A 24264-nucleotide genomic window follows, 5' to 3' on the forward strand; every position below is an offset into this window, starting at 1 on the left:
GTACTCGAGGTTGCCGTCGGCCAGCCAACGCGCCTGATCGCCGGTACGGTACATGCGCGCCTGCGGCTCGTCGCTGAACGGATCGAACAGGAACTGCGCAGCGCTCAGCTCGGGGCGATTCAGATAGCCGCGCGCCACGCCCGCGCCGCCGACATACAACTCGCCCGCCACCCCCACCGGCACCGGGTGCTGCTCGGCGTCCAGCACATAGACTTTGGCATTGGCAATCGGCCGGCCGATATGCAGCGGCTGATCCAGTTCGACCGGCCCCGAGGTGGCGACCACCGTCGCCTCAGTCGGGCCATAGTTGTTGATCACCTCGAAGGTTTGCTGACGACTGAACTGACGCAGTCGGTCGCCACCGATCAGCAGCGTACGCAGGGTCGGGTGCTGCAATTGCCGGCTGAACGCGTATTCGGCCACCGGCGTCGGCAAGAAGCTGACCTGCAACGGCTGCGCGCACCACCAGTCGAGCAGTTCGTCGAGGTGCTCGTTGCGGATCGACGGCGGCGGCAGGTGCAAGGTCGCGCCAACACACAGCGCCGGCCAGACTTCCCAGGCCATCGCATCGAAACCGAAGCCGGCGACACTCGCGGTCTGGCTGCCGGTCTGCAAATCAAAGGCTTCAGCGTGCCAGTGCACGAGGTTTTCCAGGGTCGCGTGCTCGACCATCACGCCTTTCGGTTGGCCGGTGGAACCGGAGGTGTAGATCACGTAAGCCAGATGGTTCGGCGTCAATGTCGGCACCTGCGGATTGGCATCCGACAGGCGCTGCCAGAGGTCGTTGTCCAGATCGACGACCGGCACGCCACCGAGCAGATCGCGAGTCGATGCCTGCGCCACGACCGCCACCGGGGCGCAGTCCTGCAACAGGTAGGCGATGCGTTCCGGCGGATACGCCGGATCGACCGGCACATAACCGGCGCCGGCCTTGAGGATCGCCAGCAGCGCCACCAGCATGTCCGGACTGCGCCGGGCGCACAGGGCGACCCGGTCATCGGGCTGCACGCCAAGGCCTATCAGGTGATGCGCCAGACGATTGGCCCGCTGATTGAGTTCGCCATAGCGCAACTGCTGCGCACCTTGCACCGCCGCCAACGCTGCAGGGTGCGCAGCCGCCCGGGCCTCGAACAAACGCTGCACGGTTTGTGCCGGCGGGAAGTCGCGACCGCTAATATTAAAGCCGACCAGGACCCGCTGCCGTTCGCTCGGCGACAGCACCGAGATCTGCCGCAGCGGCGTGGCCGGATTGTGCTCCAGCGCCGTCAGCAGATTGTGCAGCGCGGTCTGCAGGTAATCGCAGACCCGCGCACCATCTACCTGCGGCACCGCCTGCACGCTCAGGCGGAAACCGGTGCCGAGGTCGTCGACGCTGACCACCAGCGGATAGTTGCTGCGCTCGCGGGAGCTGAGAATCTCGATCCCGTCCCAGGCCACGCCTGCCGGCTCCGCCGCGCTGTGACGGTAGTTGAGCAAGCTGCTGAACAGCGGCAGCGACGCGGCAACACCGCTGCAACGCTGGGCCAGCGACAGCGAGGCCTGCTCATGCGCCAGCAGTTGCGCCAGACGTTCATGGGTAGCGCGCACGCCTTGCTGCACCGCCGTCGCGCCGACGCTGACCCGCAGCGGCAAGGTGTTGATGAACATGCCGAGTGCGCGGTCGGCGCCCTCGCCGCCCTGCATGCGCCCGAGCAGCACGGTGCCGAATACCACATCCTCACGGCCCGAGACCTTTGCCAGCACCTGACCCCAGGCCTGGTGCACCAGACTCGCGGCGCTGATGCCGAGGCGCCGCGCCTGTTCGCGCAAGCGCTGGGCCACGCTCGAATCCAGCGCTTGCGCGCTCTCGACGCTGCTGCTGCCATCGCCATGCACGTCCTGCACACCGAAGGCCACGGTCGGCTCGTCGATGTCGCCGAGCATGTCGCGGAAGAACGCTTCGTGCGCTTGGGTATCGGCATGCTGTTGCGCCTGCGCCACGTAGTTGCGGTACTGCACCGGCATCGGCAACTCGGCACCGCTCGGTTGCAGACTGTCGTTCATTTCCGCGAGCAGCACTTCCAATGCAGTGTGGTCGAGGACGATGTGGTGCAGCAACAGGATGCCGACCCAGCGCTGCTGTGCACGGTCTTCGGTGTAGGCCAGACGCATCAGCGGCGCGCGGCGCAGGTCGAGGCGGTAGTGCCGTGGATCGAACCGCGCCTGCATCTGCGCCAGCACATCGCCTTCCAGCAGGTCGGCGTCGATCCGCTCCAGTGCCAGCGGCGCCTCGCGCCAGACCACTTGCACCGGCTCCTCAAGCCCTTCCCAGAACACGCTGGTGCGCAGGATGTCGTGGCGCGCGATCACCGCGTTCAGCGCGCGGACAAAGGCCTTGATCTGCGCCAGTCCGGCGAAGGCAAATTGCGCCTGCAACACGTAGGGGTCACCGGCGCTGGTCGCCAGATGGTGGTAGAGAATCCCCGCCTGCAACGGTGCCAGACCGTAAATGTCCTGCACATTGCCGACGCCGCCGGGCACGCTGGCGACCACGCGGTCGATGGCGGCCTGATCCAGCGTGGCCAGCGGCAGCATGTCCGGGGTGATGCGCGTGCAATCGACAGCAATCAGATTGTCCGGCACCTGCCGGGCGTGACGGTGACTCAGGGTCGCCGCCAGCGCCGCGACGCTCGGCTGGCCGAACAGCACGCGCACGTCGCACTGCAAGTCGTGCTGACGCATGCGTTCGATCAGTTTCACCGCCAACAGCGAATGGCCGCCAAGCTCGAAGAAGTTGTCGTGTCGCCCGACCTGTTCAACCCCGAGCAAGGTCTGCCAGATGCCGGCGATCAGGGTTTCAACTTCCCCCACTGGGGCTTCGAAACCCCGACGGGCAAAGGCATCGCTGTCCGGTTGTGGCAAGGCTTTGCGATCAAGCTTGCCGTTGGTGGTCAGCGGTATGGCGTCGAGGCGCACAAAGGCGCTCGGCACCATGTAGTCGGCCAGCGATTGCAGCAACGCGTCGCGCAATTGCGCGGCGCTCGGTTCAGTGCCTTCGGCGGCCAGCCAGTAGGCGACCAGACGCTTGTCACCGGGACTGTCTTCACGAGCGATTACCAGCGCTTCGCGCACACCGGCGCAGGCGGCGAGGCGAGCTTCAATTTCACCGAGCTCAATGCGGAAACCCCGGATCTTCACTTGATCGTCGTTGCGCCCCAGGTATTCGAGGCTGCCATCCGCTGACCAGCGCGCGAGGTCACCGGTCTTGTACAGGCGCGCTGCAGCACGGCCGCTGAACGGGTCGGCGATAAAGCGTTCAGCAGTCAGCGCTTCACGATTGAGGTAACCCCGGGCAACCCCGGCGCCACCGACGTACAACTCGCCGATCACGCCGACCGGTACCGGTTCGCGCTGCGCGTCGAGCACGTACAGTTGCAGGTCGGGAATGCCCACACCGATCGGGCTGCGCCCGACCAGTTGCGCGTCCGCGGCTTCCAGTGGGCGATAGGTCACGTGCACCGTGGTTTCAGTGATGCCGTACATGTTCACCAGCCGCGTACCGGCATTGCCGACCCGCGCGTACCACGGTTTGAGCAGGCCCGGCTCCAGGGCTTCGCCGCCGAAGATCACCTCGCGCAGCGAATGCTGCAACGGGCTGCGGCCCTGCGCGGCGATCAACTGGCGGAAGGCGCTCGGCGTTTGATTGAGCACGGTGACGCCACTGCGGCACAGCAGCGCGTAGCAGTCGTCCGGCGAGCGACTCACGGCCTGCGGCACCAGCAACAACTGGCCGCCAAACGCCAGCGCGCCCCAGATTTCCCACACCGAGAAATCGAAGGCGAAGGAATGGAACAGCGCCCACACATCTTGCGGGTTGAAGTTGAACCAGTCGTGGGTCGCCGAAAACAGGCGCACCACGTTGCGGTGTTCGACCATCACGCCTTTGGGCAGCCCGGTGGAACCCGAGGTGTAGATCACGTAGGCGAGATGACTCGGGCTCAGCTCGGGAATCTGCGGATTGCTGCCGAGTTCAGCCTGCAACTGCACACTGTCCAGATCGATGCTCGGCACGGCGAGCGCGCCAACCCGGACCAGCGTATCGGCCTGGGTCAGCACCGCCACCGGGGCGCAGTCCTGCAGGGTGTAGGCGATGCGCTCCAGCGGATACGCCGGGTCGATCGGCACGTAACCGGCGCCCGCCTTGAGGATACCGAGCAGGCCGATGATCATCTGCGGGCCGCGCTCGACGCAGATCGCCACGCGTTGATCCGGGCGAATCCCCAGCGCCAGCAGATGATGCGCAAGCTGGTTGGCGCGGCGATTGAGTTCGCCGTAGCTCAACGTCTGCTCCTCGAACAGCAGCGCTGTGGCCTCCGGGCGTGCCGCCGCATGCGCTTCGAACTGCTGATGGATCAACGGCGTTTGCGGGAACTGCGGCAACGGCGAGTTGACTCCGTGCAGCAGGTATTCGCGCTCGGCCGCCGGCAGAATATTCAGCTGGTGCAGCGGCGCATCCGGGTTCGATTGCAAGGCCTGTAGCAGGCTGTGCAACGCGGTGTGCAGGTAAGCGGCGATGCGTTCGGCACCCAGCGCCGCATCCGCCAGCGCGGTGATGCGCAAGTCTTCGCCGAGGTCGTCGATGTTGATCGTCAGCGGGTAGTTGGTGCGCTCGCGGGCGCCCAGCACTTGCACGCCAGGGGCCAGTTCGCTGACCTCGGCGATCTCTTCGCTGCTGCTGTGGCGATAGTTGAGGATCGCGTTGAACAACGGCGTCGGCACCGCCACCGCACTGCAACGTTGGGCCAGGGCCAGCGAGGTCTGTTCATGGCCGAGCAACGCGGTCAGGCGTCGATGGGTGGCCAGCACCCCGGCGCGCACGCCGTCCTGCCCGACATCCACCCGCAGCGGCAAGGTGTTGATGAACATCCCCAGCGCCTGTTCGCCGCCCTCACCCGCCTCCATCCGCCCCAGCAGCACGGTGCCGAACACCACCGCCGTGCGCCCGGACAATTGGCCGAGCACGCGTGCCAGCGCCAGGTGCATCAGGCTGGCGACGCTGACGCCGAGCTGACGCGCCTGGCCGCGCAGTGGCCGGCTCAAATCGGCGTCGAGCATCAGCACGGCTTCTTCGATGTCCTGGCCGTCGCCCTGCACGTCCTGCAGACCACAAGGCAAGGTCGGCTCGTCGATATCGGCGAGCATCTCGCGGAAAAACGCTTCGTGAACCTGCTCGTCCAGACGCAGACGGGCTTTGGCCAGATGATCACGGTACGGCACCGGCGGCCCGACCCGCGCAGTCTGGCCGAGCAGGTGCGCGCGGGTTTCGCGGCGCACCACATCGAGCGCGACGTGATCCATGATCAGGTGATGGAACAGCAACAGCGCGACCACGCGCCCATTGGCCGGATCCATGGCGTACACCAGACGCAGCAGCGGCGCCTGCCGGATGTCGAGGCGGAAGAACCGTGGATCGTGGCGCTCCAGCAGTTGCATCAGGACATCCGCGCCCGGGTCGAGGGCGATTTCCTCGCAGTGCAGACGAGCCTGCCGCTGCACCACTTGCAACGGTTCGTCCAGACGCTCCCAGACAAACGAAGTGCGCAGGATATCGTGGCGTTCGATCATCCACTGCAACGCCTCGGCGAAGGCTTCCAGCCGTTCGCGGCTGTCGAAGGCGAACCGCGCTTGTGACACGTAAGGATCGCCGGCGGGTGCCGACAGGTGCAGGTAAAGCATGCCTTCCTGCAGCGGCGCCAGCGGGTAAATGTCCTGCAGGTTGGCGGCGCCACCGGGCACCTTGGCCACCAGCCGGTCGATGGTCGGCTGATCCAGTGTCACCAGCGGCAGCATGTCCGGGGTGATGCGAAACGCCGGGCTCAGCCAGTCGCCACCATGACGGGCGACCAGTTCCAGCAGCTGCGCCTTGTGTTCGCTGAGGCTGTCCCACAACGCATCGTCCAGCGCGTCGTCGCTGCCCAGAATGACCAGGTCTTCATCTTCCTGTTGAAGGCGGATCGCATGGGTGGAAAGAACAGCCATCAGTTCGCTGAAATGCATGGGATAACCTGCTGTAAATACGAGAAAAAGGAGCGCGCAGCCGCGAGTCCGTGCCTGCTGCGCGCAGCCTGGAAAAGCTAAAACATCGGGGCTTGCGGGGCTGACATGGGAAGCGGGGACAAGCCGCCGGCTCGGGCGCCGCAATCCCCCCCTGTAGGAGCTGCCGCAGGCTGCGATCTTTTGATCTTGCTGTTAAAAGCCAAATCAAAAGATCGCAGCCTGCGGCAGCTCCTACAGGGTTCGGCGTCAGAGCCGGCGTTTGCGGGCCAGGCTCGGGATAGTGGTTGGCGGGATGAACACTTGCTGCGCCTCGGGTGTGGTGCTGAGCGCCAGCGCCGCCAGGGTCGGCTGACTGAACAGCGCCCGGGCGTCGGTGTGCAAACCGCTCTGGCGCATGCGCGCCACCAGACTCACCGCCAACAACGAGTGCCCGCCCAGTTCGAAGAAGTTGTCGTGACGACCGACCTGTTCGACGCCGAGCACCTCGCCCCAGATCCGCGCCAGCGTGGTTTCGACTTCGCCCTCGGGTGCCACGTATGGGCGATTGATGACGGCATCGGCCCCCGGCTCCGGCAAGGCTTTGCGATCGATCTTGTCGTTCGGTGTCAGTGGCAAGGCGTCGAGCAATACGAACGCACCCGGCACCATGTACTCCGGCAGACGCTCCAGCACATGCGCGCGCAAGGCCTCCAGACTGGGTGCTTCTACGCCCGAGCGCAGGGTGTACCAGGCCACCAGACGCTCATCACGGACCATCACCACCGCCTCGCGAATCGCCGAATGCTCGATCAACCGTGCCTCGATTTCTCCCGGCTCCAGACGCAAGCCCCGCAGCTTGATCTGGAAGTCGTTGCGGCCGAGAAATTCCAGTTCCCCATGATTGTTGTAGCGCGCCAGATCTCCCGTGCGATACAGCCGATCCCCCGCCACAAACGGGCTGTCGATGAAGCGCTCGGCCTGCATTTCCGGCAAACCGTGATAACCGCGCGCCACGCCGACGCCACCAATGTGCAACTCACCGCTGACGCCTTGCGGTACCGGTTGACCGTACGCATCGAGCACGTACAGCCGCGTGTTGCTCAAGGCTGTACCGATTGGCACCACGCTCTCCGGCACCGGCATGTCCGGTTCCAGCGTCCAGCCCGTGCTGTCCACAGTAGTTTCGGTCGGGCCATAAACGTTGTGCAACCGCACCCACGGCAGGCGATCACGCACTTGGCGGGCCAGCGCCGCGCTGAGTTCGCCGCCACCGTTGAGCACATCGGTCAGGCTGGTGCATTGCTCGACACCGTCCTGCTCGATGAACTGCTGCAGCAAGGCAGGCACAAACTTGACCACCGTCACCTGCTGCTCACGAATGGTCTGCACCACATACGCCGAATCGCGGTTGCCATCCAGCCGCGCCAGCACCAGACGCATCCCGGAACACAACGGCCAGAAGATCTCCCACACCGAACTGTCGAAGCTGAAGGGTGCCTTTTGCAGCAGTGCGCCGTGTTCGGTTGGCGGACTGAGCTGCGAACCCCAATGCACCATGTTGCAGGCGCTGCGATGCTCGATCATCACGCCCTTCGGCAGCCCGGTAGAACCCGAGGTGTAGATCATGTAAGCGAGGTTCGAAGCACTCAGACCCGGCAGTTGAAGGTTGCCTGACGGCTGCTGCTCCCAACTGCCGTAATCCAGATTGATCATCGTCACACCCGGCTCGCCGAGCAATTGCCGCGTGGCGCCATGCACCAGCAGTGCGACCGGCGCGCTGTCCTGCAGCATGTAGTTCAGGCGCTCCAGCGGATAGTCCGGGTCCAGCGGCACATAGGCGCCGCCAGCCTTGAGAATCCCCAGCAGACCGATCACCAGATCCAGCCCGCGCTCGACACAGATCGCTACGCGCGAGTCCGGTTGAACGCCGAGTTCACGCAGGTGATGGGCCAGGCGATTGGCGCGCTGATTGAGCTCGAGGTAAGTCAGGGTTCCCTGCGCGGATTGCAGCGCGATGGCGTCCGGCTTACGCCGCGCCTGTGCTTCGAACAACGCGTGCAGAGGCTGGTTCAGCGGACAATCGACCTCAGTGGCGTTGAACGTGATCAGCAAACGTTGCAACTCCTCGGCTTGCAGGATCGGCAAGCGGTTCAACAGTTGTTGCGGAGTCTGCTCCAAGGCCTGTACCAGGCCGCTCAACGCGGTTTGCATGTAGCCGCAAATCCGTTGCGCGCCAATCTGCGCCACGGCCCTGCCGGTGAGGCGCAAGCCGTTGCCGTAATCATCCACGCTCATGGTCAGCGGGTAATTGGTGCGCTCCTCGTTGGCCAGGGTTTCGATGCCTTGCCAAGCCTGACTGGACGGCTCCAGCAATTCAGATTCGTCACTGTGCCGGTAGTTGAGCAGCGCGCTGAACAACGGTGACGGCGAGGCGACGCCGCTGCAGCGCTGAGCCAGTGCCAGCGACGCGTGCTCATGGCCGAGCAGCGCGGTCAGCCGCACATGGGTGGCGCGCACGGCGTCCAGCACCCCGGCATCGACATCGATGCGCAACGGCAAGCTGTTGATGAACACGCCCAAAGCGCGGTCAGCGCCCTCGCCGCCTTGCATGCGCCCCATCAGCACCGTGCCGAACACCACACGCTGCTGGCCGGACGTCGCCGCCAGCACCCGCGCCCACGCCAGATGGATCAGACTCGCCACGCTGACCCCGGCCTGGCGTGCCTGGGTGCGCAAGCGCTGATAGACGTCAGCCGGCAGGGTCTGCTGCGCTTCGTCAATGCCGCGTCCGTCGCCCTGCACTTCCATCAGCCCGAATGGCAGGGTCGGCTCGTCGATGTCCGCCAGTTGCGCGCGGAAAAACGCCTCGTGTTCCTGCTCGCTGACGCCCAGCCGCGTTTGCGCCACGTAATTGCGATACGGCACCGGCGGCGCCAGCGCCACAGTGTGTCCGCACAGGCTGGCCTGCAGTTCGCCGCGCATCACTTCGAGAGCGATGTGATCCATCGCCAAATGATGGAACAGCAGAATCCCCACCACCCGATCCAGCGCCGGATCACGCGCATACACCAGGCGCATCAGCGGCGCCTGGCTGACGTCAAGACGATAACGCCGGGCATTGAAGAGCGCGTGCAACTGCTCGATGACCGGGCCGTCAGCCGGATCCAGTTCGACCTCCTCCAACGGCACAATTGCCTCGCGCCACACCACTTGCACCGGGGTGGTCAGGCCTTCCCAGAGCACCGAAGTGCGCAGAATGTCATGGCGCGCCATGACCTCGCGCAGCGCCGCAGCGAAGGCCTCGACGCGTTCAAGACTGTCGAACGCCAGTTGCGATTGCAGCAGGTACGGATCGCCCTGCTCAGCAGTGATGTGGTGGTAGAGAATGCCTTCCTGCAGCGGTGCCAGCGGGTAGATGTCCTGCACATTGGCGGCGCCACCCGGAACGCTGGCGACGATCCGCTCGATGTCCATCTGCTGCAGTTGTACCAGCGGCAACATCGCCGGCGTGATGTGCGTGCAATCGGCGGCGATGCGGTTGGCCGGCACTTCGATTTCCCGACCGCTGCCGACCGAAGCGGCCAGTGCAGCGAGCGTCGGCTGGCTGAACAGCACGCGCACGTCGCTGCTCAGATCGAGCTGACGCATGCGTTCGATCAGCATCACCGCCAGCAACGAATGCCCACCCAGCTCGAAGAAGTGATCGTGACGCCCGACCCGCTCCACTTGCAGGACTTCGGCCCAGATCTGCGCCAGGGCGATTTCGACCTCGCCTTGCGGTGCCTCGTATTCGCGGCGAATCAAATCTTCTGCCCCGGGCGCGGGCAGCGCCTTGCGATCAACCTTGCCGTTGGCGGTCAGCGGCAGCGCCGGCAGACGCACGTAGGCGTTCGGCAGCATGGCGCTGCTCAGGCGGGTTTTCAGGTGTGCGTGCAGTTCATTGATGTTCAACGGCACCCGCTCGGTGAACCACGCCAACAATTGTCCGTCGCGCACCAGCACCACCGCTTCTCGCACCGCTGGATGGCTGGTGAGTGCGCTCTCGATTTCCCCCGGTTCGATCCGGATGCCACGGATTTTCACCTGATCATCGTTGCGCCCCAGATACTCCAGATTGCCGTCGGCGCGCCAGCGTGCGAGATCGCCAGTGCGATATATGCGCGCCCCCGGTTCAGCGCTGAACGGATCACGCAGGAAGCGCTCGGCGCTCAGGTCGGCGCGGTTCAAATAACCGCGAGCCACGCCGGCCCCGCCGATGTACAACTCGCCGCTCACGCCCAGCGGCACCGGTTGCTGCTGTTCATCCAGCAGATACACCGTGGCATTGCTCACCGGTTTGCCGATGTGCAGCGCCTGCCCGGCGTCGATGCGACCCGAGGTCGCCACTACAGTGGCTTCGGTCGGCCCGTAGTTGTTGATCACTTCGAAGGATTGTTGACGCGGGAACTGGCGCAGGCGATCGCCACCGATCAGCAGCGTGCGCAACGTCGGGTGAGCGAGTTGGCGGCTGAACGCGTATTCGGCGATGGGGGTCGGCAAAAAGCTCACCTCCAGCGGCTGCGCACACCACCAGTCGAGCAGCGCATCGATGTCTTCGCCGCCCTCGCTGACCGGCGCCAGGTGCAGGGTCGCGCCCACGCACAGCGCCGGCCAGACTTCCCAGGCCATCGCGTCGAAACCGAAGCCGGCCAGGCTCGAGGTATGGCTGCCGGCGCGCAGGTCGAAAACGTCAGCGTGCCAATCGACCAGATTGCACAGGGTGCGGTGCTCGACCATCACCCCCTTGGGCAGACCGGTGGAACCAGAGGTGTAAATCACATAAGCGAGGTTGGCCGGGGTCAGCCCCGGCACTTTCGGCGCGCCGACAGGCTCGGCGGACCAGCTCGGCTGATCCAGCTCGATCACCGGCACCGACAGCGCCGGCAAATGCTCGCGCAGCGCACGCTGGGTCAGCACCGCGATGGGCGCGCTGTCCTCCAGCAGATAGCTCAGGCGCTCGGCCGGATGCGCCGGATCCAGCGGCACATAAGCGGCGCCAGCCTTGAGGATCGCCAACAACCCGACCAATGTGTCGAGCCCGCGCCGGGCGATGATCGCCACCCGGTCATCCGGGTGCACACCGAGGTCGAGCAGATGATGAGCGAGCGCATTGGCACGTTGATTGAGTTCGGCATAGCTCAGGCATTGCCCTTGAGCAACCGCCGCCAGCGCCTGCGGCCGCAGCATTGCCTGCGCTTCGATACGCTGCGCAAGGGTGGTCGGCGCCGGGTAGTCCACCCGCGTGGCATTCCACTGTTGCAGCAGCGCGGTTTCCTCGGGCGTGCTCAGGTCGAAATCCGCCACCGGCAGGTTCACCGCCTCCAGCCCCTGCTCCAGAATCAACAACCAGCGTTCCGCCAGGGCCTTGACTTGATCGGCGCTGAAATATGCCTCGCTGTAGATCAGGTACAGGCGCGCGTCGTCGTTGGCAAGACTGCTCAGCAGGTGCACCGCCAGCGGCGTGGCCTCCTCGACGTTCGAGGCCTTGATGATCCTTCCCGATGCCTCGCCGTAGCGATAATCGTGAGTGCCCTGTTCGTAGGAAACCGTGACCTCGAACAGCTGCGAGCGCTCTTCGCGCAGTAAACCCAGGGCGCGGTTCATTTCACTCACGGGGAAGCGCTGATGGCGGAAATCCTTGCGCAGCTCATCACGGATCGCGCTCACCAGCTCAGCGAAGGTAGATTCGCGACCGAAACCCATGCGCACCGCGCTGACCTGGGCGAACAGCCCGAGGGTGGATTTGAAGCGCGCGCCGGAGCGGTTGAGAATCGGCAACCCCACCACCCATTCGTCACGCTGCGTGCTGCGACTGAAGTAGACATGCAGCGCCGCCAGCAGCACATGGAACGCCGAGGCACCGTACGCCCGGGCCACCTGCTTCATGCGCTCGTGCAGCAGCGTCGGCAAGGGCTGCGTGTAGACCTGCGTCTGCGCGGCGGGGCCGGTCTGGCGCTGCGGGTGCCGCGGCAGCAACAGCGGTTCGGGCATCTGTCGGTACTTGTCCAGCCAGTAGGCGCGATCCTGCGCATAACGCGGCGACGCTTGGTAGCGCGCATTGTCTTCGATGAAGTCGATGTACGACGGCGCCGCGACTGGTGCCGGTTGGCCGTGCGCCAGCGCGTTATAGATCTCGTCCAGCGACTTGAACATTTCGCCAAAGCTCCAGCCATCGAAGATCAAGTGATGAGCCTGCACGGCTAACCAATGTCGCTGGTCATCGAGGTGGATCAACTGAAAGCGGAACAGGTAGCCGCCGTCCAGCACGAAGGGTTGATCGATGCGCGCCTGAACCAATCGCCGTGCCGCCGACTCAGGCTCGCCGTGCGTCGACACATCGTGGATCGGCATCGGCACTGCGACTGACCGGGCAAACTGCTGCAGCGGCAAGCCTGTTGCACCGGCGCCGGGCAACAGCACCGTGCGCATTGCGTCATGCCGGGCCACCAGCGCTTCCAGCGCGGCCTGCATCCGGGCCGGCTCCAGCGGCCCACTGAGGTCCATGTAGCCGCCGATGTTGTACAGCGGCGAATCACCGCGACTCAGCTGATCCAGCCAGATATCCAACTGCGCAGCGGTCAGCGGATACGTCTGGAGCGATGCGGACGGCGTGGCCACCGCAGGGGCGGAAATAGGCGGCATAAGATCCTTCTCAGGTGATTTTGCGCCTATTCAAGCATCGGCCCCGAGGCCGACATGACACCTGAAACCCGGACAACCTCGTCCCACGCGCCGGCCAGTCCGCGCTTGAACAGCCTTATTGGGTGGGAACCCACTAAAAGTTCGGAGAGGAAATACTGAAATTCTTGTAGGAAAAATGCCACACGCTGACGCCGCCATCGACCAGCGCAGTCAGCACATGAAAACGTAACTGCCCCGGTTTTCAAGCCTTTGCCGTGACCGAACAGTCACGCAAAGCGCGACCTCTGTACCAGGCACCGTCAGAAGCCCGGCGCCAACTTTCAGAAATGATGGCACTTTGTGTCCCTGTTTTCCCCTACAGACGTAGGACAAATCCATAGGCTTAAATCCCGCCCCAGATCAGTTTCAAGGAGAGACGATTGCGTGGGCGGCTTTTGCATCAACAGCGGACGACTCGGTGATGACTCGGAACCAGGGATGACAAGGATATGAATCTGACCGGCAGCATTCGCAACATGGAAAACCCGCACTTCTACTGGCAACTGGGGGAACTGATTGCCAGCACCGGCGATGATCACTTCGCCAATAACCTGTTCCAGTTGGTCGACACCCTGGTGCCGGTCAATCGCGTCGACCTCAGCGAGTGGACGCTGGACGAACGTCAGGCCAGCGTGGTCGAGATCAAGGCGCTGGGCAGCGCCGGCCTGCCGCAGACCTTTCCGCCGCCAGACCCGTTGACGAGTCCGGACGATCATCCGCTCTTGCAGAAGATGATCGAGATGAATGATTCCCTGCTGATTCAACTCAAAGCCTCACTCCAGCCCCGCCATCCGCAGCACAGCGTGCACCAGTGCAATCTGGTGTCGCGCACCTCCAACCGCCGTTGTGTCATCTCGTTCTACCGACCGCATACGCAACGGGTGTTTTCCCTGCCGGAGCTGTCGTTTCTCAAAAGCCTGTCCGACACCCTGTTGCCGCTGATTGAACGGCACGCGCAACTCAGTCGACAGATCGTCGCCAAACAACCGCGCCTGCCCCTGGCCGATCTGGAACAGGCGCCGTTGCAGCAGGTGTTCGACGAGCGCCTGGCGCTGGGCGCCATTGTGCTGTCGGCCCGGGAAAAGGAAGTCTGCCTCGGGCTGCTGACCGGCGGCACCGTGCCGCAACTGGCCGAGCAGCTACGGGTCAAGAGCAGTTCGGTCGAGACCTACCTCAAGCGTGCCACCGCCAAACTGGGCGTCAGCGGACGGCATGGCCTGGCGCGCTGGATGGCAGGGGCATAACGGCGAAGTCAGGCTTCAACGGTGTTGGCGAGGGGGGTGGAGACTGAGTCCCCCGGCACGTATTTTTTCTGCATGAGAGCGTTCGATGTTGCGCATGTCCCTGCTGTCCCTCGCCGTCCTGTTGGCCGGTTGTTCGTTGATTCCCGAGTACCAGCGCCCTGCCTCACCGAGCGCGGCGCAGTACCCGCAAGGTGCGGTTTACCCGACACAGACACCCGCCGCAGCGCGCACTGAAGACTGGCGCACGCTGTTCCACGACCCGGCGCTGCAACAGCTGATTGAAAGCGCACTGCTGAACAATCGCGACCTGCGCGTGGCGGCGCTGAACGTCGAGGCGTTCCAGGCGCAGTACCGGATCCAGCGCGCCGATCTGCTGCCGGCGGTGTCGGCCAATGCCAGCGAGTCGCGCCAGCGCCTGCCGCCCAGCGTGACCCGCAGCAAAGCCATGATCAATTCGACCTATGCGGCGAATCTCGGCGTCAGTGCCTATGAGCTGGATTTTTTCGGCCGGGTGCGCAGCCTCAGCGAGCAGGCGCTGCAAACCTGGCTGGCGACCGAGCAGGCGCGGCGCAGTGCCGAGCTGAGTCTGGTGGCCAACGTCGCCAATGCCTACCTGACCTGGCGCGCCGATCAGGAGTTGCTTGAACTGACGCGCCAGACCCTCGCCGCCGATGAACAGAGCCTGCGCCTGACCACGCGCAACCGTGACGCCGGCAAGTCTTCGGCACTGGAACAGGCGCAGGCCAAGACCAGCGTCGACAGTTCGCGAGCCAATCTGGCGCGCTACAAACGCCAGGTGGCGCAGGATCTCAACAGCCTGACGCTGCTGGTCGGCGCGCCAGTCCCCGAGCAACTGCCGGCGCAACCACTGGCCAGCGATCTGATCCGGCAACTGCCGGCCGGGTTGCCGTCGGATTTGCTGCAACGGCGCCCGGACATTCTCCAGGCCGAGTACCAACTGAAGGCGGCCAACGCCAATATCGGCGCGGCGCGGGCGGCGTTTTTCCCCAGTGTCAGCCTGACCGCGAGCGCCGGCACCTCCAGCCGCGATCTGTCCGGGCTGTTCAGCGCCGGCTCGGGCGCCTGGACGTTCCAGCCGCAAATCAACCTGCCGATTTTCAATGCCGGCAGCCTGCGCGCGAGCCTGGATTATTCGAAATTGCAGAAAGACGTCGCAGTCGCCGAATACGAGAAATCGATTCAGACCGCGTTTCAGGAAGTCGCCAATGGCCTCGCGGCGCGCAGCACTTATCAGCAGCAATTGCAGGCACAACGCGATCTGGTGCGGGCCACTCAGGACTACTACAACCTGGCGCAGCATCGGTATCAGAATGGCGTCGACAGCAGCCTGACGTTTCTCGACGCACAGCGTTCGCTGTTCAGTTCACAACAGGGGCTGATCACCGATCGGCTGGCGCAACTGGTGGCCGAGGTCAACCTGTACACCGCGCTGGGCGGCGGCTGGCGGGCCGATGAGGCGAATTTTCATTAGCCTCCCGTCACTTTTTCTTACACCTTTTGTCGCCAGATCCTGCGCCACGCGGCGATCCGTGGCCGGCGTCTGCCGTCAGTTTGGTATCATGCGCCGCTTTTACGGTTAACCCCCCGCCAGTCCTGCCGACTGACGGGCTGCAAAAGGCGGTATTAGATGACGGCTTTGTTGACTCGCCGCAAGGTGCTTGCGGGAATGGGCGTGCTGGGCCTGGGCCTGCTCGCCGGCTGCGACACCCGTGGCCAACTGTCGTACAAGTACGGCAAGGACCTGAGCGACAAGATCCTCGGGCGCACCTTCAAGCTGAAGAACACCGACGGCGAAACCATGACGCTGTCGAGCTTCCGCGGCATGATGCCGATGATCTTCTTCGGCTTCACCCAATGCCCGGCAGTGTGCCCGACCACCCTCGCCCGCGCCGCGCAAATCAAAAAACTGATGGGCAAGGATGGCGACCGTCTGCAGGTGATCTTCATCACCCTCGACCCGGAACGCGACACGCCGCAGATCCTCGACAGCTACGTCAAGGCCTTCGACCCGAGCTTCGTCGCGCTGTACGGCACCGTCGAGGAAACCAAGGCCACCGCCAAGGAATTCGACGTGTTCTACGAGAAGGTCCCGGCGGGCGACACCTACACGATCTCCCACACGTCCACCAGTTACGTCTACGACTCGCGCGGCCAGTTGCGCCTGGGTCTGTCTGTATCGCTTTCGGCACAAGAGTGCACGGAAGATTTGCTCACCGTTATGGAGGTCTGCTGATGCACCCCGTTTTGAACAACATCAAACGCGCCGTTCTCGCTGTGTCCCTGCTGGGCCTGGCGTTTCAGGCTAGCGCTCAGACCAAGGTCGACGACGCCTGGGTGCGTGCGACCGTACCGACCCAATCGGCCAGCGGTGCGTTCATGACCGTCACCGCCGACAGCGACAGCAAACTGCTGAGCGTGGCCTCGCCGGTGGCCAAAGATGTACAGATCCACGAAATGACCATGAAGAACGACGTGATGAGCATGGGCCCGGTCAAATCGGTCGACCTGCCGGCCGGCAAAGCGGTCAGCTTCGACCCGAACGGCTACCACGTGATGCTGATGGGCCTGACCGCTCAGCTCAAGGAAGGCGAAAGCGTGCCGCTGACCCTGACCGTGGAAAACGCCAAGGGCGAGAAAGAAACCGTCGAAGTCAAAGCCGAAGTCCGTGCGCTGACGCACATGGAAGGCCACGATCACAGCAAGATGCATTGATCTGACTTGGCGGTAATAAAAAGGGGCGGCCTGATTGATGATCAGGTCGCCCCTTTTTTTATCGCACCTGTCAGCCGCGCTTGCGGGCCAGTGCGTTGCGCACGCTTTCTCTCGACACCCCCGAGCGCGGTGCCGCCGCAGTTTTCTCCACGGGCGCCGCAGCCAACTGCTGCTTGCGCTTCAACACCTGACTCCAGCGATAACCGAGATAACCGGCTGCCACAAAGAATCCCAGCCAACCGGTGATCAGGTTGACCACTGTCCACAGCCCAAGGGTGATCAGTACGGTTTTCCAGGTGAACAGCTTCAGGTTGGCGCCGACAACATCCTCAGGCATCCACCAGCCGCTCACGCAAAAACTCGATGAAACGCTGGGTCTTGGCCGGCAACAAGCGGGTTTCCGTCAGTGCGTATACCGCAATTGAATTGGACTGCCACTGCGGCAACACCCGGCATAACGCGCCGCTGGCCAGATCTTCGGCGGCAATGCCTTCGGCCAACACGGCGATTCCCTGATCAAGCATGGCCAGGCGCCTGAGCATGCCGACACTGTTGAGCTGAAAGCGTCCGGCGATTTCGACTTCAATCGTCTCTCCGGCCGTAGACAGGATCCAGTTGTCCGGCCTTGGCGTGCGCAAACGCAAGCACTCGTGCTTCACCAGATCACTCGGTTGCCGCGGCGTACCAAAACGCTGCAGATACCCCGGTGATGCATACAACCCGCGTCGCAACGTGGTGAGCTTGCGGGCGATCAGATTGGACGTCGCCGGCTCACCCATGCGGATCACGACATCCACCGGCTCGCTGACCAGATCCACCTGGCGTGGCGTAAGGTCGAAATCGAAGCTGATGCCCGGGTAATTCCCGGCAAATTCGGCGATCAGCGGTGCCAGATAAACGTTAGCGAAATCCACCGGCATCGACACGCGCAACAGTCCACTGGGCTGCGCCAGCATTTCACCCAGTTGCTCGTGCGCCAGGCGCGCCTCCTCAACGATCCGCTTGCAGCGGTCAAAGTACAGCTGCCCGGCTTCAGTCAGTTCAAGCTTGCGCGTGGTGCGATGTAGCAAACGCAGGCCAATGGCCTTTTCAAGGCCGCTGATGCGCCGCGATAGAGTCGAATTGGGCATGCCCAGTGCCTCGGCCGCGCGACGAAAGCTGCGCACCTTCACTACCTCCACAAACAGCGCCATATCGTTCAAAAGCTCCACGGAAATTGCTCCATGAGTGGAATAGTCATTTCATCTTTAGCGGATTTATCCCGAAAACGGATTGATCAATGATAGCCACATCAATTACCGAGGAGCAGCAAAATGAGTTCGCTATTCACGCCCGTCCAGATGGGTCGCGTTGTACTTGAGAACCGTCTGGTGATGGCGCCGATGACTCGATCCCGTGCCGATGACGACGGCGTACCCAGTGATCTGGTCGCCACTTATTACACGCAGCGCGCCGGCGCCGGCCTGATCATCAGTGAAGGCGTGTATCCCGAGGCGACGGGTAAAGGCTACGTGCGTACTCCCGGGATCGAGACCGACGAACAGGTCAGCGCCTGGAAACAAGTCACCGACGCGGTGCATGCTCAAGGCGGCCGAATTTTCATGCAATTGATGCACAGCGGACGAATCTCCCATCCGTCGCTGCAACCCCGCGGCGCCCTGCCCCTGGCACCGTCGGCGATCAAACCGGCTGGTCAGACCTGGACCTCGAATGGCCTGCAAGACTTCGTCACGCCGCATGCACTGAGCGTGGTCGAAATTGCCGCAGTGGTTGAAGGCTACCGTCAGGCAGCTCGCCGGGCGATTGAGGCCGGTTTCGATGGTGTTGAAGTGCATGGGGCCTCCGGGTATCTGCCAGAGCAGTTTCTCTCCTCTGGCAGCAACCAGCGCAGTGATGAATATGGCGGCTCGGTGGAAAATCGCGCGCGGTTCCTCCTCGAAGTGCTGGCGGCAGTTGCCACGGAAATTGGCAGTGATCGCGTGGGCTTGAAAATCTCCCCCGAGATGAATTTCAACGACATCATCGATGCCGACCCACAAGCAACGTACACCTATCTGGTCGAGCACCTGCACAGTCTCGACCTTGCTTATCTGCACGTCGCCTTGTTTGGCGCCAAGACCGACTATCACGCGTTGCTGCGGCCACTCTTCGATGGTCGCTACCTGATCGGTGGAGGACTCGATCAAGCCGCCGCCCAGGCGTTGATCGAAAACGCACAAGCGGATGCTGTGGTGTTCGGCAGTGCGTTCCTTGCCAACCCGGATCTGCCCGAGCGTCTGCGTCTCGGTGCCGAACTCAATGCACCGGACAAAGACACGTTCTACACCCCGGGCGCCAAGGGCTATATCGACTATCCGACATTGAGCCAAGCGTAAGGAGTCTGCCATGTCCGCCCGCGCCTCCTTGAAGTCCATGCGTCACGGCAGCCATTTCCGTGCCTTTTCTCTGCACGGCGGGCAGCCGGATGTCAGCATCGACCCGTTTCTTGCCGTAGACCATGCGTGGATCAGCGGGCCGACGTTTGCGCCCCACCCACACGCTGGGTTCAGCGCGGTGTCGTATCTGTTTGCCGACTCGCAAACCGCAATCGACAACCGTGATTCGCTGGGCAACCGCAACTTGATTCGACCAGGTGGCCTGCACTGGACAGCCGCCGGCAAAGGCATCGTTCACGAAGAGGTCCCGAACGAAAGCGGCAAGACCGTACACATGCTGCAAATTTTCATCAATTTGCCGCTCGCATTTCAGGAGGCTGCGCCTTTTGCCCTCAGTCTTGCCCCTGAAGACGTGCCGGTCTTGCGTTTGCCGGGGGCCGAAATCCGGGTGCCACTGGGTGCCTTTCTCGACACCCGCTCGCCGCTGGATCTGCCGACCGACGTAAGCCTGCTCGATATCAGCATCAAGCCGAGGCACGAAGTGCGGATTCCCGTTGCCAGCGGCGAGTCGGCGTTCGTCATGCCAATCGACGGCGACATCTGGATCGACGACCAGCGTTTCACCATCGACAACGCGCAGGTACCCGTGAGCCTGGCCATCGGCGAAGCGCACAGCATCACCCTGCGGGCTACAGATGCACCCGCCCACGCCGTGGTGTTTCGTGGTGTGCCATTGCATCAACCGGTGTATTGGCAGGGGCCGCTGGCACTTGCCTCGTCAGACGCGCTGAGCCGGGCGGTTGCGGCCTATCAGCGCGGTGAGTTCGGAACTCTGCAACCCCGTTGAACCGTTCCATCGACCGGGGCGCCGTGCCCCGTAACATCTGCCAGGAGAGATACCATGAGTTACGAGAAATTCAGTGCCAATAATGCTGCCCTGCTGTTGATCGACCATCAGGTGGGCACCATGGGCTGGGTGAAATCCATTCCGTTCGAAGAACTCAAACGCAATGCCCTGATGCTCGCCAGAACCGCAAGCATTCTCAAACTGCCGGTGGTGCTGACGTCGAGTATGGAGGAATACGCTCAGGGTCCATTGCTCAGCGAACTTGAGACGATCCTGCCTGCCGAGTTCGCCGCACGAGTCAAACGCTTGGGCATCGTCAACGCCATGGATGATGAAAACTTCGCTGGCGCCGTCAAGGCGACCGGACGCAAGAAGCTGATTATTGCCGGGGTAACCAACGACGTCTGCACGGTATACCCGGCGTTGAGTCTGGTGCGCGACGGTTATGAAGTGCAGGTGGTTGCCGATGGCGGCGGATCGCCGAGCGTCATGGCCGACGATATCGCCTTGCGCCGCATGGACAAAGGGGGGGTGACCCTGACCACGACCAATCAGTTGATCGCCGAACTGGCCGGCAGTTGGGCAACCCCTGAGGGTGGCCAACTGGTGCAGGTGTTGATGGAAGCCTTGCAGTCCTGATCACTCAACTCCGGCAGCCGCCGCTCGGCGGCTGTTTTTATGCATCAGCTCCCCGCGCCACCATGCGCCTCTTCAAAGAAGTAATCCTTCCAGCTGCCGGCCTTGTTCTTCAGCACGCCCAGTTCCTGCAATTTTTCGGCATAGATGAACGTACGTTGCGGCACCACCGTGAAGTCGATTTCCGGATCGGTGACGATCTGCTCGACCAGCGCCAGCGGCAGCTTCGACTGTTCGACGCGGATGTACGCCTGGGCGGCGGCGGGTTTGTCGGCTTTGATTATTTTTTCCGCTTCGGCCAGCGCATCGTAGAACGCCTTGTAGGTCCTGGGATTGTCGTCGTGGAATTTTTCCGTGGTGTAAAGCACGTTGAAGGTGGCCTGACCACCGAGCACGTCGTAGGAACTCAGCACTTTGTGCACGTTGGGGTTTTGCAGCGCCTGATACTGGAACGGCGGACTGGAGAAATGCGCGTTGATTTCCGAACCGCCGGCAATCAGCGCCGCCGTGGCGTCCGGATGCGGCAGGCTGACCGAGATGTCGTCAAATTTCTTGTACTGGTCATTGCCGAATTCCCTGGCCGTTTCGATCTGCAGGGTCCGCGACTGGAAACCCACGCCCGCTGCGGGTACGGCGATGCGATCCTTGTCGCTGAAATCCTTCAGGGTCTTGATGTTCGGGTTGTTGGTCAGCAGGTAATTGGGCATCGAGCCGAGCGACGCAATGGCCTTGACGTTCTGTTTGCCGCGGGTGCGATCCCACACGGTAAGCATCGGCGGCACCCCGGCGGAGACCACGTCCAGCGCACCGGTGAGCAGTGCTTCGTTCATCGCAGTGGCGCCGGAGATGCTGTTCCAGTCGACCTTGATCTCCAGCCCCTGCGCCTTGCCGTGTTTTTCGATCAACTGCTGATCACGGACCACATCGAGAATCAGATAACCGATGCCGAATTGCTGGGCGATGCTGATCTTGCCCTCGGCCTGCGCACCGCTGCTGAACAGCAAACTACCTGCCAGGGATGCGGCCAGCAGAGTCAGCGCAGAACATTTGAACGGTGTGGCCATGACAACCTCGCAGCAGGGGTGGATTTGGCTGAAAGGTCGAACTCTATCGCTATAAAAAACAGAAATTAAATACCGTTATCGAATATCCATAGCACGCTCGCATGGGCCGTCATGCGCTGATTTAAACAGCCTGAAACAATAAATCTGCCATCGGTTACACGCTGTGCGTCAGCCGTCAGCGCGCTGACATCAACGCCAGTCACGGTCTCAAGCCCTGCACCGTGCCTTCGAGAGCGGATCAGCCGGTAGTTTAAAAGTGCGATCACACAGCCCACCCTTGGTATCATCGCGCACACTTTTATGACGGTTTGATGGCTGGAAGGTCTGTGTTTGTGAGCGTTCTTTTGCGTTGGTTGCGGCAACCGCATGCCCGCCTGTTTTCCCTGATTCTGCTGGTACTGATCGTACCGGTGTGCCTGCGCGCGGCGTTGGGCTGGTCGTCGCCGCTGGGCTATTTGTCCGACCTGGCGATTGGCAGTTTGCTGGTGATGTTGCTGCATCGCCGGGCGTGGTGGCTGGGGTTGCCGTTGCTGCTGTTCTGGGGGTTGCTGGCGGTGGCGACGGCGGAACTGGTCAGTGCTGTCGGCCGGCTGCCGAATCCTGCCGACCTGCATTACCTGATTGACCCGCAGTTCGTGGAAAACTCCACCGGTGGCGGCTTTGCCCATCCGGCGCTGGCTGTGGCGCTGTTGCTGGCGCTGCTGTTCTGGTTGCTGACGCGGTTCGCCAATCGCGCGCAACCCGCTGCTGCCCTGCCCCGTGCCGTGTGGGCCGCACCGGCGCTGCTGTTCGCCGCGCACTGGGGTGTGCAAAACCAGTGGCCGAGCGAGGAAGATCCGTGGCGCATGTACAACTTGCCGCATCAGTTGCTCGCCTCACAAGTCGCCGATCTGCAGTTGCAGGCCGAGGAATGGCTGGACGGTGACGCCGAACCCGCCGCGCCACAGATGGCCGGGCTGACCGATCTGGATCTCAATGGCCACAAATTGCTGGCCGCGCCGGGGCAGGCGCGCAACGTGCTGATCATCGCCCTGGAAGGCATTCCCGGCGCGTACATCCGCGCCAATCGCGAGGCCATCGGCAGCCATTATCAGGAAGACCTGATGCCCAATCTCAGCCGCTGGGCCGAGCGCGGCATGAACACCCCGGATTACGTGCTGCATACGCACCAGACCATTCGCGGCCTGTACGCCATGCTCTGCGGCGATTACGACAAGCTCAACAACGGCACGCCCAAAGGCGTGGAAATGCTCACCCAACAGGAGCGCAATCAGGCCTGCCTGCCGGCGCAATTGCGCCAGCACGGCTTCAGCACCCACTACCTGCAAGGCGCCGGTCTGCGCTTCATGGCCAAAGACAAGATCATGCCGCACATCGGTTTCGATGCGACCCACGGTCTGGAATGGTTCTCTAACGCCAACTATCTGGAGTTTCCGTGGGGCAAGGATGACAAGGCGTTCTTTGAAGGCGCGCTGGATTACGTTGGTCAACTGAAGCAGCAGAAGCAACCGTGGATGCTCACCCTGCTGACCGTTGGCACCCACCAGCCCTACTCCGCGCCGGAAGACTATCTGGCGCGCTACGAGACACCGAAGCAGGCCGCTGTCGGTTATCTCGACGATGCGCTGGGGCAGTTCCTCAGCGGCCTCGAACGCCAGGGCGTGCTCAAGGACACGCTGGTGGTGATCACCTCGGACGAATCCCACGGCATCGATGGTGTGCGTCTGGCGTCGTCGTGGGGCTTCAACCTGACGCTGGCACCGGAACATGAGCAACTGCCGCGACTGAATGCCGGGGTGTACGGACATGTCGACCTGAGCGCATCGATCCTCGATTATTTCGACTTGCCAGTGCCGACGGCGCTGAGCGGGCGCTCGCTGTTTCGCGACTACGACAGCGGGCGCGAAATCATGTCCTACACCAACGGCAAACTGCGCTACCACAATGGTCAGGGGATCTTCTCCGAGTGCGACATGCCGCGCCGTTGCCGCTACTACGAAAGCGCCGGGTTCATTGCCGAGCGTGCCACCTTCAAGGGCAATGAAAGCAGCCAGCAGGCCCGGCAGATTGCCGCGCGGGCCATGGCGCTGGACCTGTCGCTGCTGCGCACCCCGCTCAATCAGCGTTACCAGTTCGGCAGCAATAATGTCATCCCGCTGCAGGCGCAGATCAACGATGACTGGGCCGACAACCTGATCGGCGCGCAGTACCTGGAAATGCCCAAGGGCTCGCACACCCGCGTGCGCCTGACCGTGCGCTCGGTGGACCCGCAGCAGGCGGCGTACATTCAGCTCAAGGCCAAGGAGTTCGAACAGGACGTGCAACTGGGCCTGCCGACCGAGATGGTCGCCACGGCGGACCAGCCGCTGGAGATGGATTTCAGCTTCGACAACCCGCAACAGCGCAAGGCCTTCTCGTTCCATTTGCTGGGCTATGGATTGGGCGCGGTCGAGGTCACGGATTTCAGTGTGATCACCGAATTGCCGGGGCAGGAAGATCCGCTGGATGCGCTGCCGGAGGATGACACCGCACAATCAAGCTGATGCCCGTGCAGGTGCTGCCGCAGGCTGCGATCTTTTGATTTCGTTTTTTCAGGATCAAAAGATTTCAGCCTGCGGCAGCTCCGACAG

General features: G+C 63.0%; 13 protein-coding genes (1 of these 13 only partly in view). 8 read left to right on the forward strand and 5 right to left on the reverse strand.

Annotated features, from left to right (window positions below):
• Nucleotides 1-6036: the start of a non-ribosomal peptide synthetase gene (locus GTQ41_RS15215; RefSeq protein WP_047293834.1), read on the reverse strand. Its footprint begins 6978 nt before the window's first position; the window shows 6036 of its 13014 coding nt (coding positions 1-6036); its start codon is at nt 6034-6036; the stop codon falls past the left edge of the window.
• Nucleotides 6037-6282: 246 nt separating this feature from the next.
• Nucleotides 6283-12696, reverse strand: a complete 6414-nt coding sequence (locus GTQ41_RS15220; RefSeq protein WP_217325302.1) for a non-ribosomal peptide synthetase — start codon at nt 12694-12696, stop codon at nt 6283-6285.
• Nucleotides 12697-13184: 488 nt separating this feature from the next.
• Between GTQ41_RS15220 and GTQ41_RS15225 the strand changes: the two genes are divergently transcribed.
• The 4 genes from GTQ41_RS15225 (at nt 13185) to GTQ41_RS15240 (ending at nt 16712) form a co-directional block, all read left to right on the forward strand.
• Nucleotides 13185-13979: a helix-turn-helix transcriptional regulator gene (locus tag GTQ41_RS15225; RefSeq protein WP_041067206.1), complete on the forward strand. Its 795-nt coding sequence runs from the start codon at nt 13185-13187 to the stop codon at nt 13977-13979.
• 85 nt (nt 13980-14064) lie between these two features.
• The gene (locus GTQ41_RS15230) at nt 14065-15471 is read left to right on the forward strand and encodes an efflux transporter outer membrane subunit (RefSeq protein ID WP_302183176.1); all 1407 of its coding nucleotides are present in this window, start codon (nt 14065-14067) and stop codon (nt 15469-15471) included.
• Between the two features lie 156 nt (nt 15472-15627).
• Entirely contained in the window at nt 15628-16233 is a 606-nt protein-coding gene (locus tag GTQ41_RS15235) for an SCO family protein (protein WP_041067212.1), read from the forward strand.
• The gene (locus GTQ41_RS15240) at nt 16233-16712 is read left to right on the forward strand and encodes a copper chaperone PCu(A)C (protein WP_047293742.1); all 480 of its coding nucleotides are present in this window, start codon (nt 16233-16235) and stop codon (nt 16710-16712) included. The genes GTQ41_RS15235 and GTQ41_RS15240 overlap by 1 nt, the downstream gene beginning before the upstream one ends.
• A 70-nt stretch (nt 16713-16782) precedes the next feature.
• Here the strand turns inward: GTQ41_RS15240 and GTQ41_RS15245 are convergent, their stop codons facing one another.
• Both GTQ41_RS15245 and GTQ41_RS15250 read right to left on the reverse strand, forming a co-directional pair.
• The gene (locus tag GTQ41_RS15245; protein WP_179294977.1) at nt 16783-17049 is read right to left on the reverse strand and encodes a hypothetical protein; all 267 of its coding nucleotides are present in this window, start codon (nt 17047-17049) and stop codon (nt 16783-16785) included.
• Nucleotides 17042-17923 (reverse strand): LysR family transcriptional regulator, encoded by an 882-nt coding sequence (locus GTQ41_RS15250; protein WP_047293740.1) that lies wholly within the window; start codon nt 17921-17923, stop codon nt 17042-17044. Before GTQ41_RS15250 ends, GTQ41_RS15245 begins: the two co-directional genes overlap by 8 nt.
• 102 nt (nt 17924-18025) lie before the next feature.
• Between GTQ41_RS15250 and GTQ41_RS15255 the strand changes: the two genes are divergently transcribed.
• The 3 genes from GTQ41_RS15255 to GTQ41_RS15265 are packed head-to-tail and all read left to right on the forward strand — an operon-like array spanning nt 18026 to nt 20573.
• Complete coding sequence (locus GTQ41_RS15255; protein WP_047293738.1) at nt 18026-19087, forward strand: alkene reductase; 1062 nt, start codon at nt 18026-18028, stop codon at nt 19085-19087.
• 10 nt (nt 19088-19097) lie between these two features.
• Nucleotides 19098-19934: a pirin family protein gene (locus tag GTQ41_RS15260; RefSeq protein ID WP_047293736.1), complete on the forward strand. Its 837-nt coding sequence runs from the start codon at nt 19098-19100 to the stop codon at nt 19932-19934.
• A 54-nt stretch (nt 19935-19988) separates the two neighbouring features.
• Nucleotides 19989-20573, forward strand: coding sequence for an isochorismatase family protein (locus GTQ41_RS15265; RefSeq protein WP_041067227.1), 585 nt, complete (start codon nt 19989-19991; stop codon nt 20571-20573).
• Nucleotides 20574-20617: 44 nt separating this feature from the next.
• Here GTQ41_RS15265 and GTQ41_RS15270 read toward each other — a convergent pair whose 3' ends face one another.
• Entirely contained in the window at nt 20618-21634 is a 1017-nt protein-coding gene (locus tag GTQ41_RS15270) for an ABC transporter substrate-binding protein (RefSeq protein ID WP_047293733.1), read from the reverse strand.
• A gap of 311 nt (nt 21635-21945) precedes the next feature.
• Between GTQ41_RS15270 and GTQ41_RS15275 the strand changes: the two genes are divergently transcribed.
• Nucleotides 21946-24177 carry an LTA synthase family protein gene (locus GTQ41_RS15275; protein WP_155416808.1) on the forward strand — a complete coding sequence of 744 codons (2232 nt, stop codon included), beginning with the start codon at nt 21946-21948 and terminating at the stop codon, nt 24175-24177.
• Nucleotides 24178-24264 lie beyond the last annotated feature (87 nt).

It is taken from the genome of Pseudomonas sp. AN-B15, assembly GCF_019056475.1.
Taxonomy (GTDB): domain Bacteria; phylum Pseudomonadota; class Gammaproteobacteria; order Pseudomonadales; family Pseudomonadaceae; genus Aquipseudomonas; species Aquipseudomonas parakoreensis.

Bases quoted from the DNA above. Each gene is read 5' to 3' on its own strand.
- GTQ41_RS15260 (WP_047293736.1), top strand. From the start codon at position 19,098: ATGTCCGCCCGCGCCTCCTTGAAGTCCATGCGTCACGGCAGCCATTTC.
- GTQ41_RS15235 (WP_041067212.1), top strand. From the start codon at position 15,628: ATGACGGCTTTGTTGACTCGCCGCAAGGTGCTTGCGGGAATGGGCGTG.
- GTQ41_RS15220 (WP_217325302.1), bottom strand. From the start codon at position 12,696: ATGCCGCCTATTTCCGCCCCTGCGGTGGCCACGCCGTCCGCATCGCTC.
- GTQ41_RS15225 (WP_041067206.1), top strand. From the start codon at position 13,185: ATGAATCTGACCGGCAGCATTCGCAACATGGAAAACCCGCACTTCTAC.
- GTQ41_RS15240 (WP_047293742.1), top strand. From the start codon at position 16,233: ATGCACCCCGTTTTGAACAACATCAAACGCGCCGTTCTCGCTGTGTCC.
- GTQ41_RS15255 (WP_047293738.1), top strand. From the start codon at position 18,026: ATGAGTTCGCTATTCACGCCCGTCCAGATGGGTCGCGTTGTACTTGAG.
- GTQ41_RS15245 (WP_179294977.1), bottom strand. From the start codon at position 17,049: ATGCCTGAGGATGTTGTCGGCGCCAACCTGAAGCTGTTCACCTGGAAA.
- GTQ41_RS15275 (WP_155416808.1), top strand. From the start codon at position 21,946: ATGGCTGGAAGGTCTGTGTTTGTGAGCGTTCTTTTGCGTTGGTTGCGG.
- GTQ41_RS15230 (WP_302183176.1), top strand. From the start codon at position 14,065: ATGTTGCGCATGTCCCTGCTGTCCCTCGCCGTCCTGTTGGCCGGTTGT.
- GTQ41_RS15265 (WP_041067227.1), top strand. From the start codon at position 19,989: ATGAGTTACGAGAAATTCAGTGCCAATAATGCTGCCCTGCTGTTGATC.
- GTQ41_RS15270 (WP_047293733.1), bottom strand. From the start codon at position 21,634: ATGGCCACACCGTTCAAATGTTCTGCGCTGACTCTGCTGGCCGCATCC.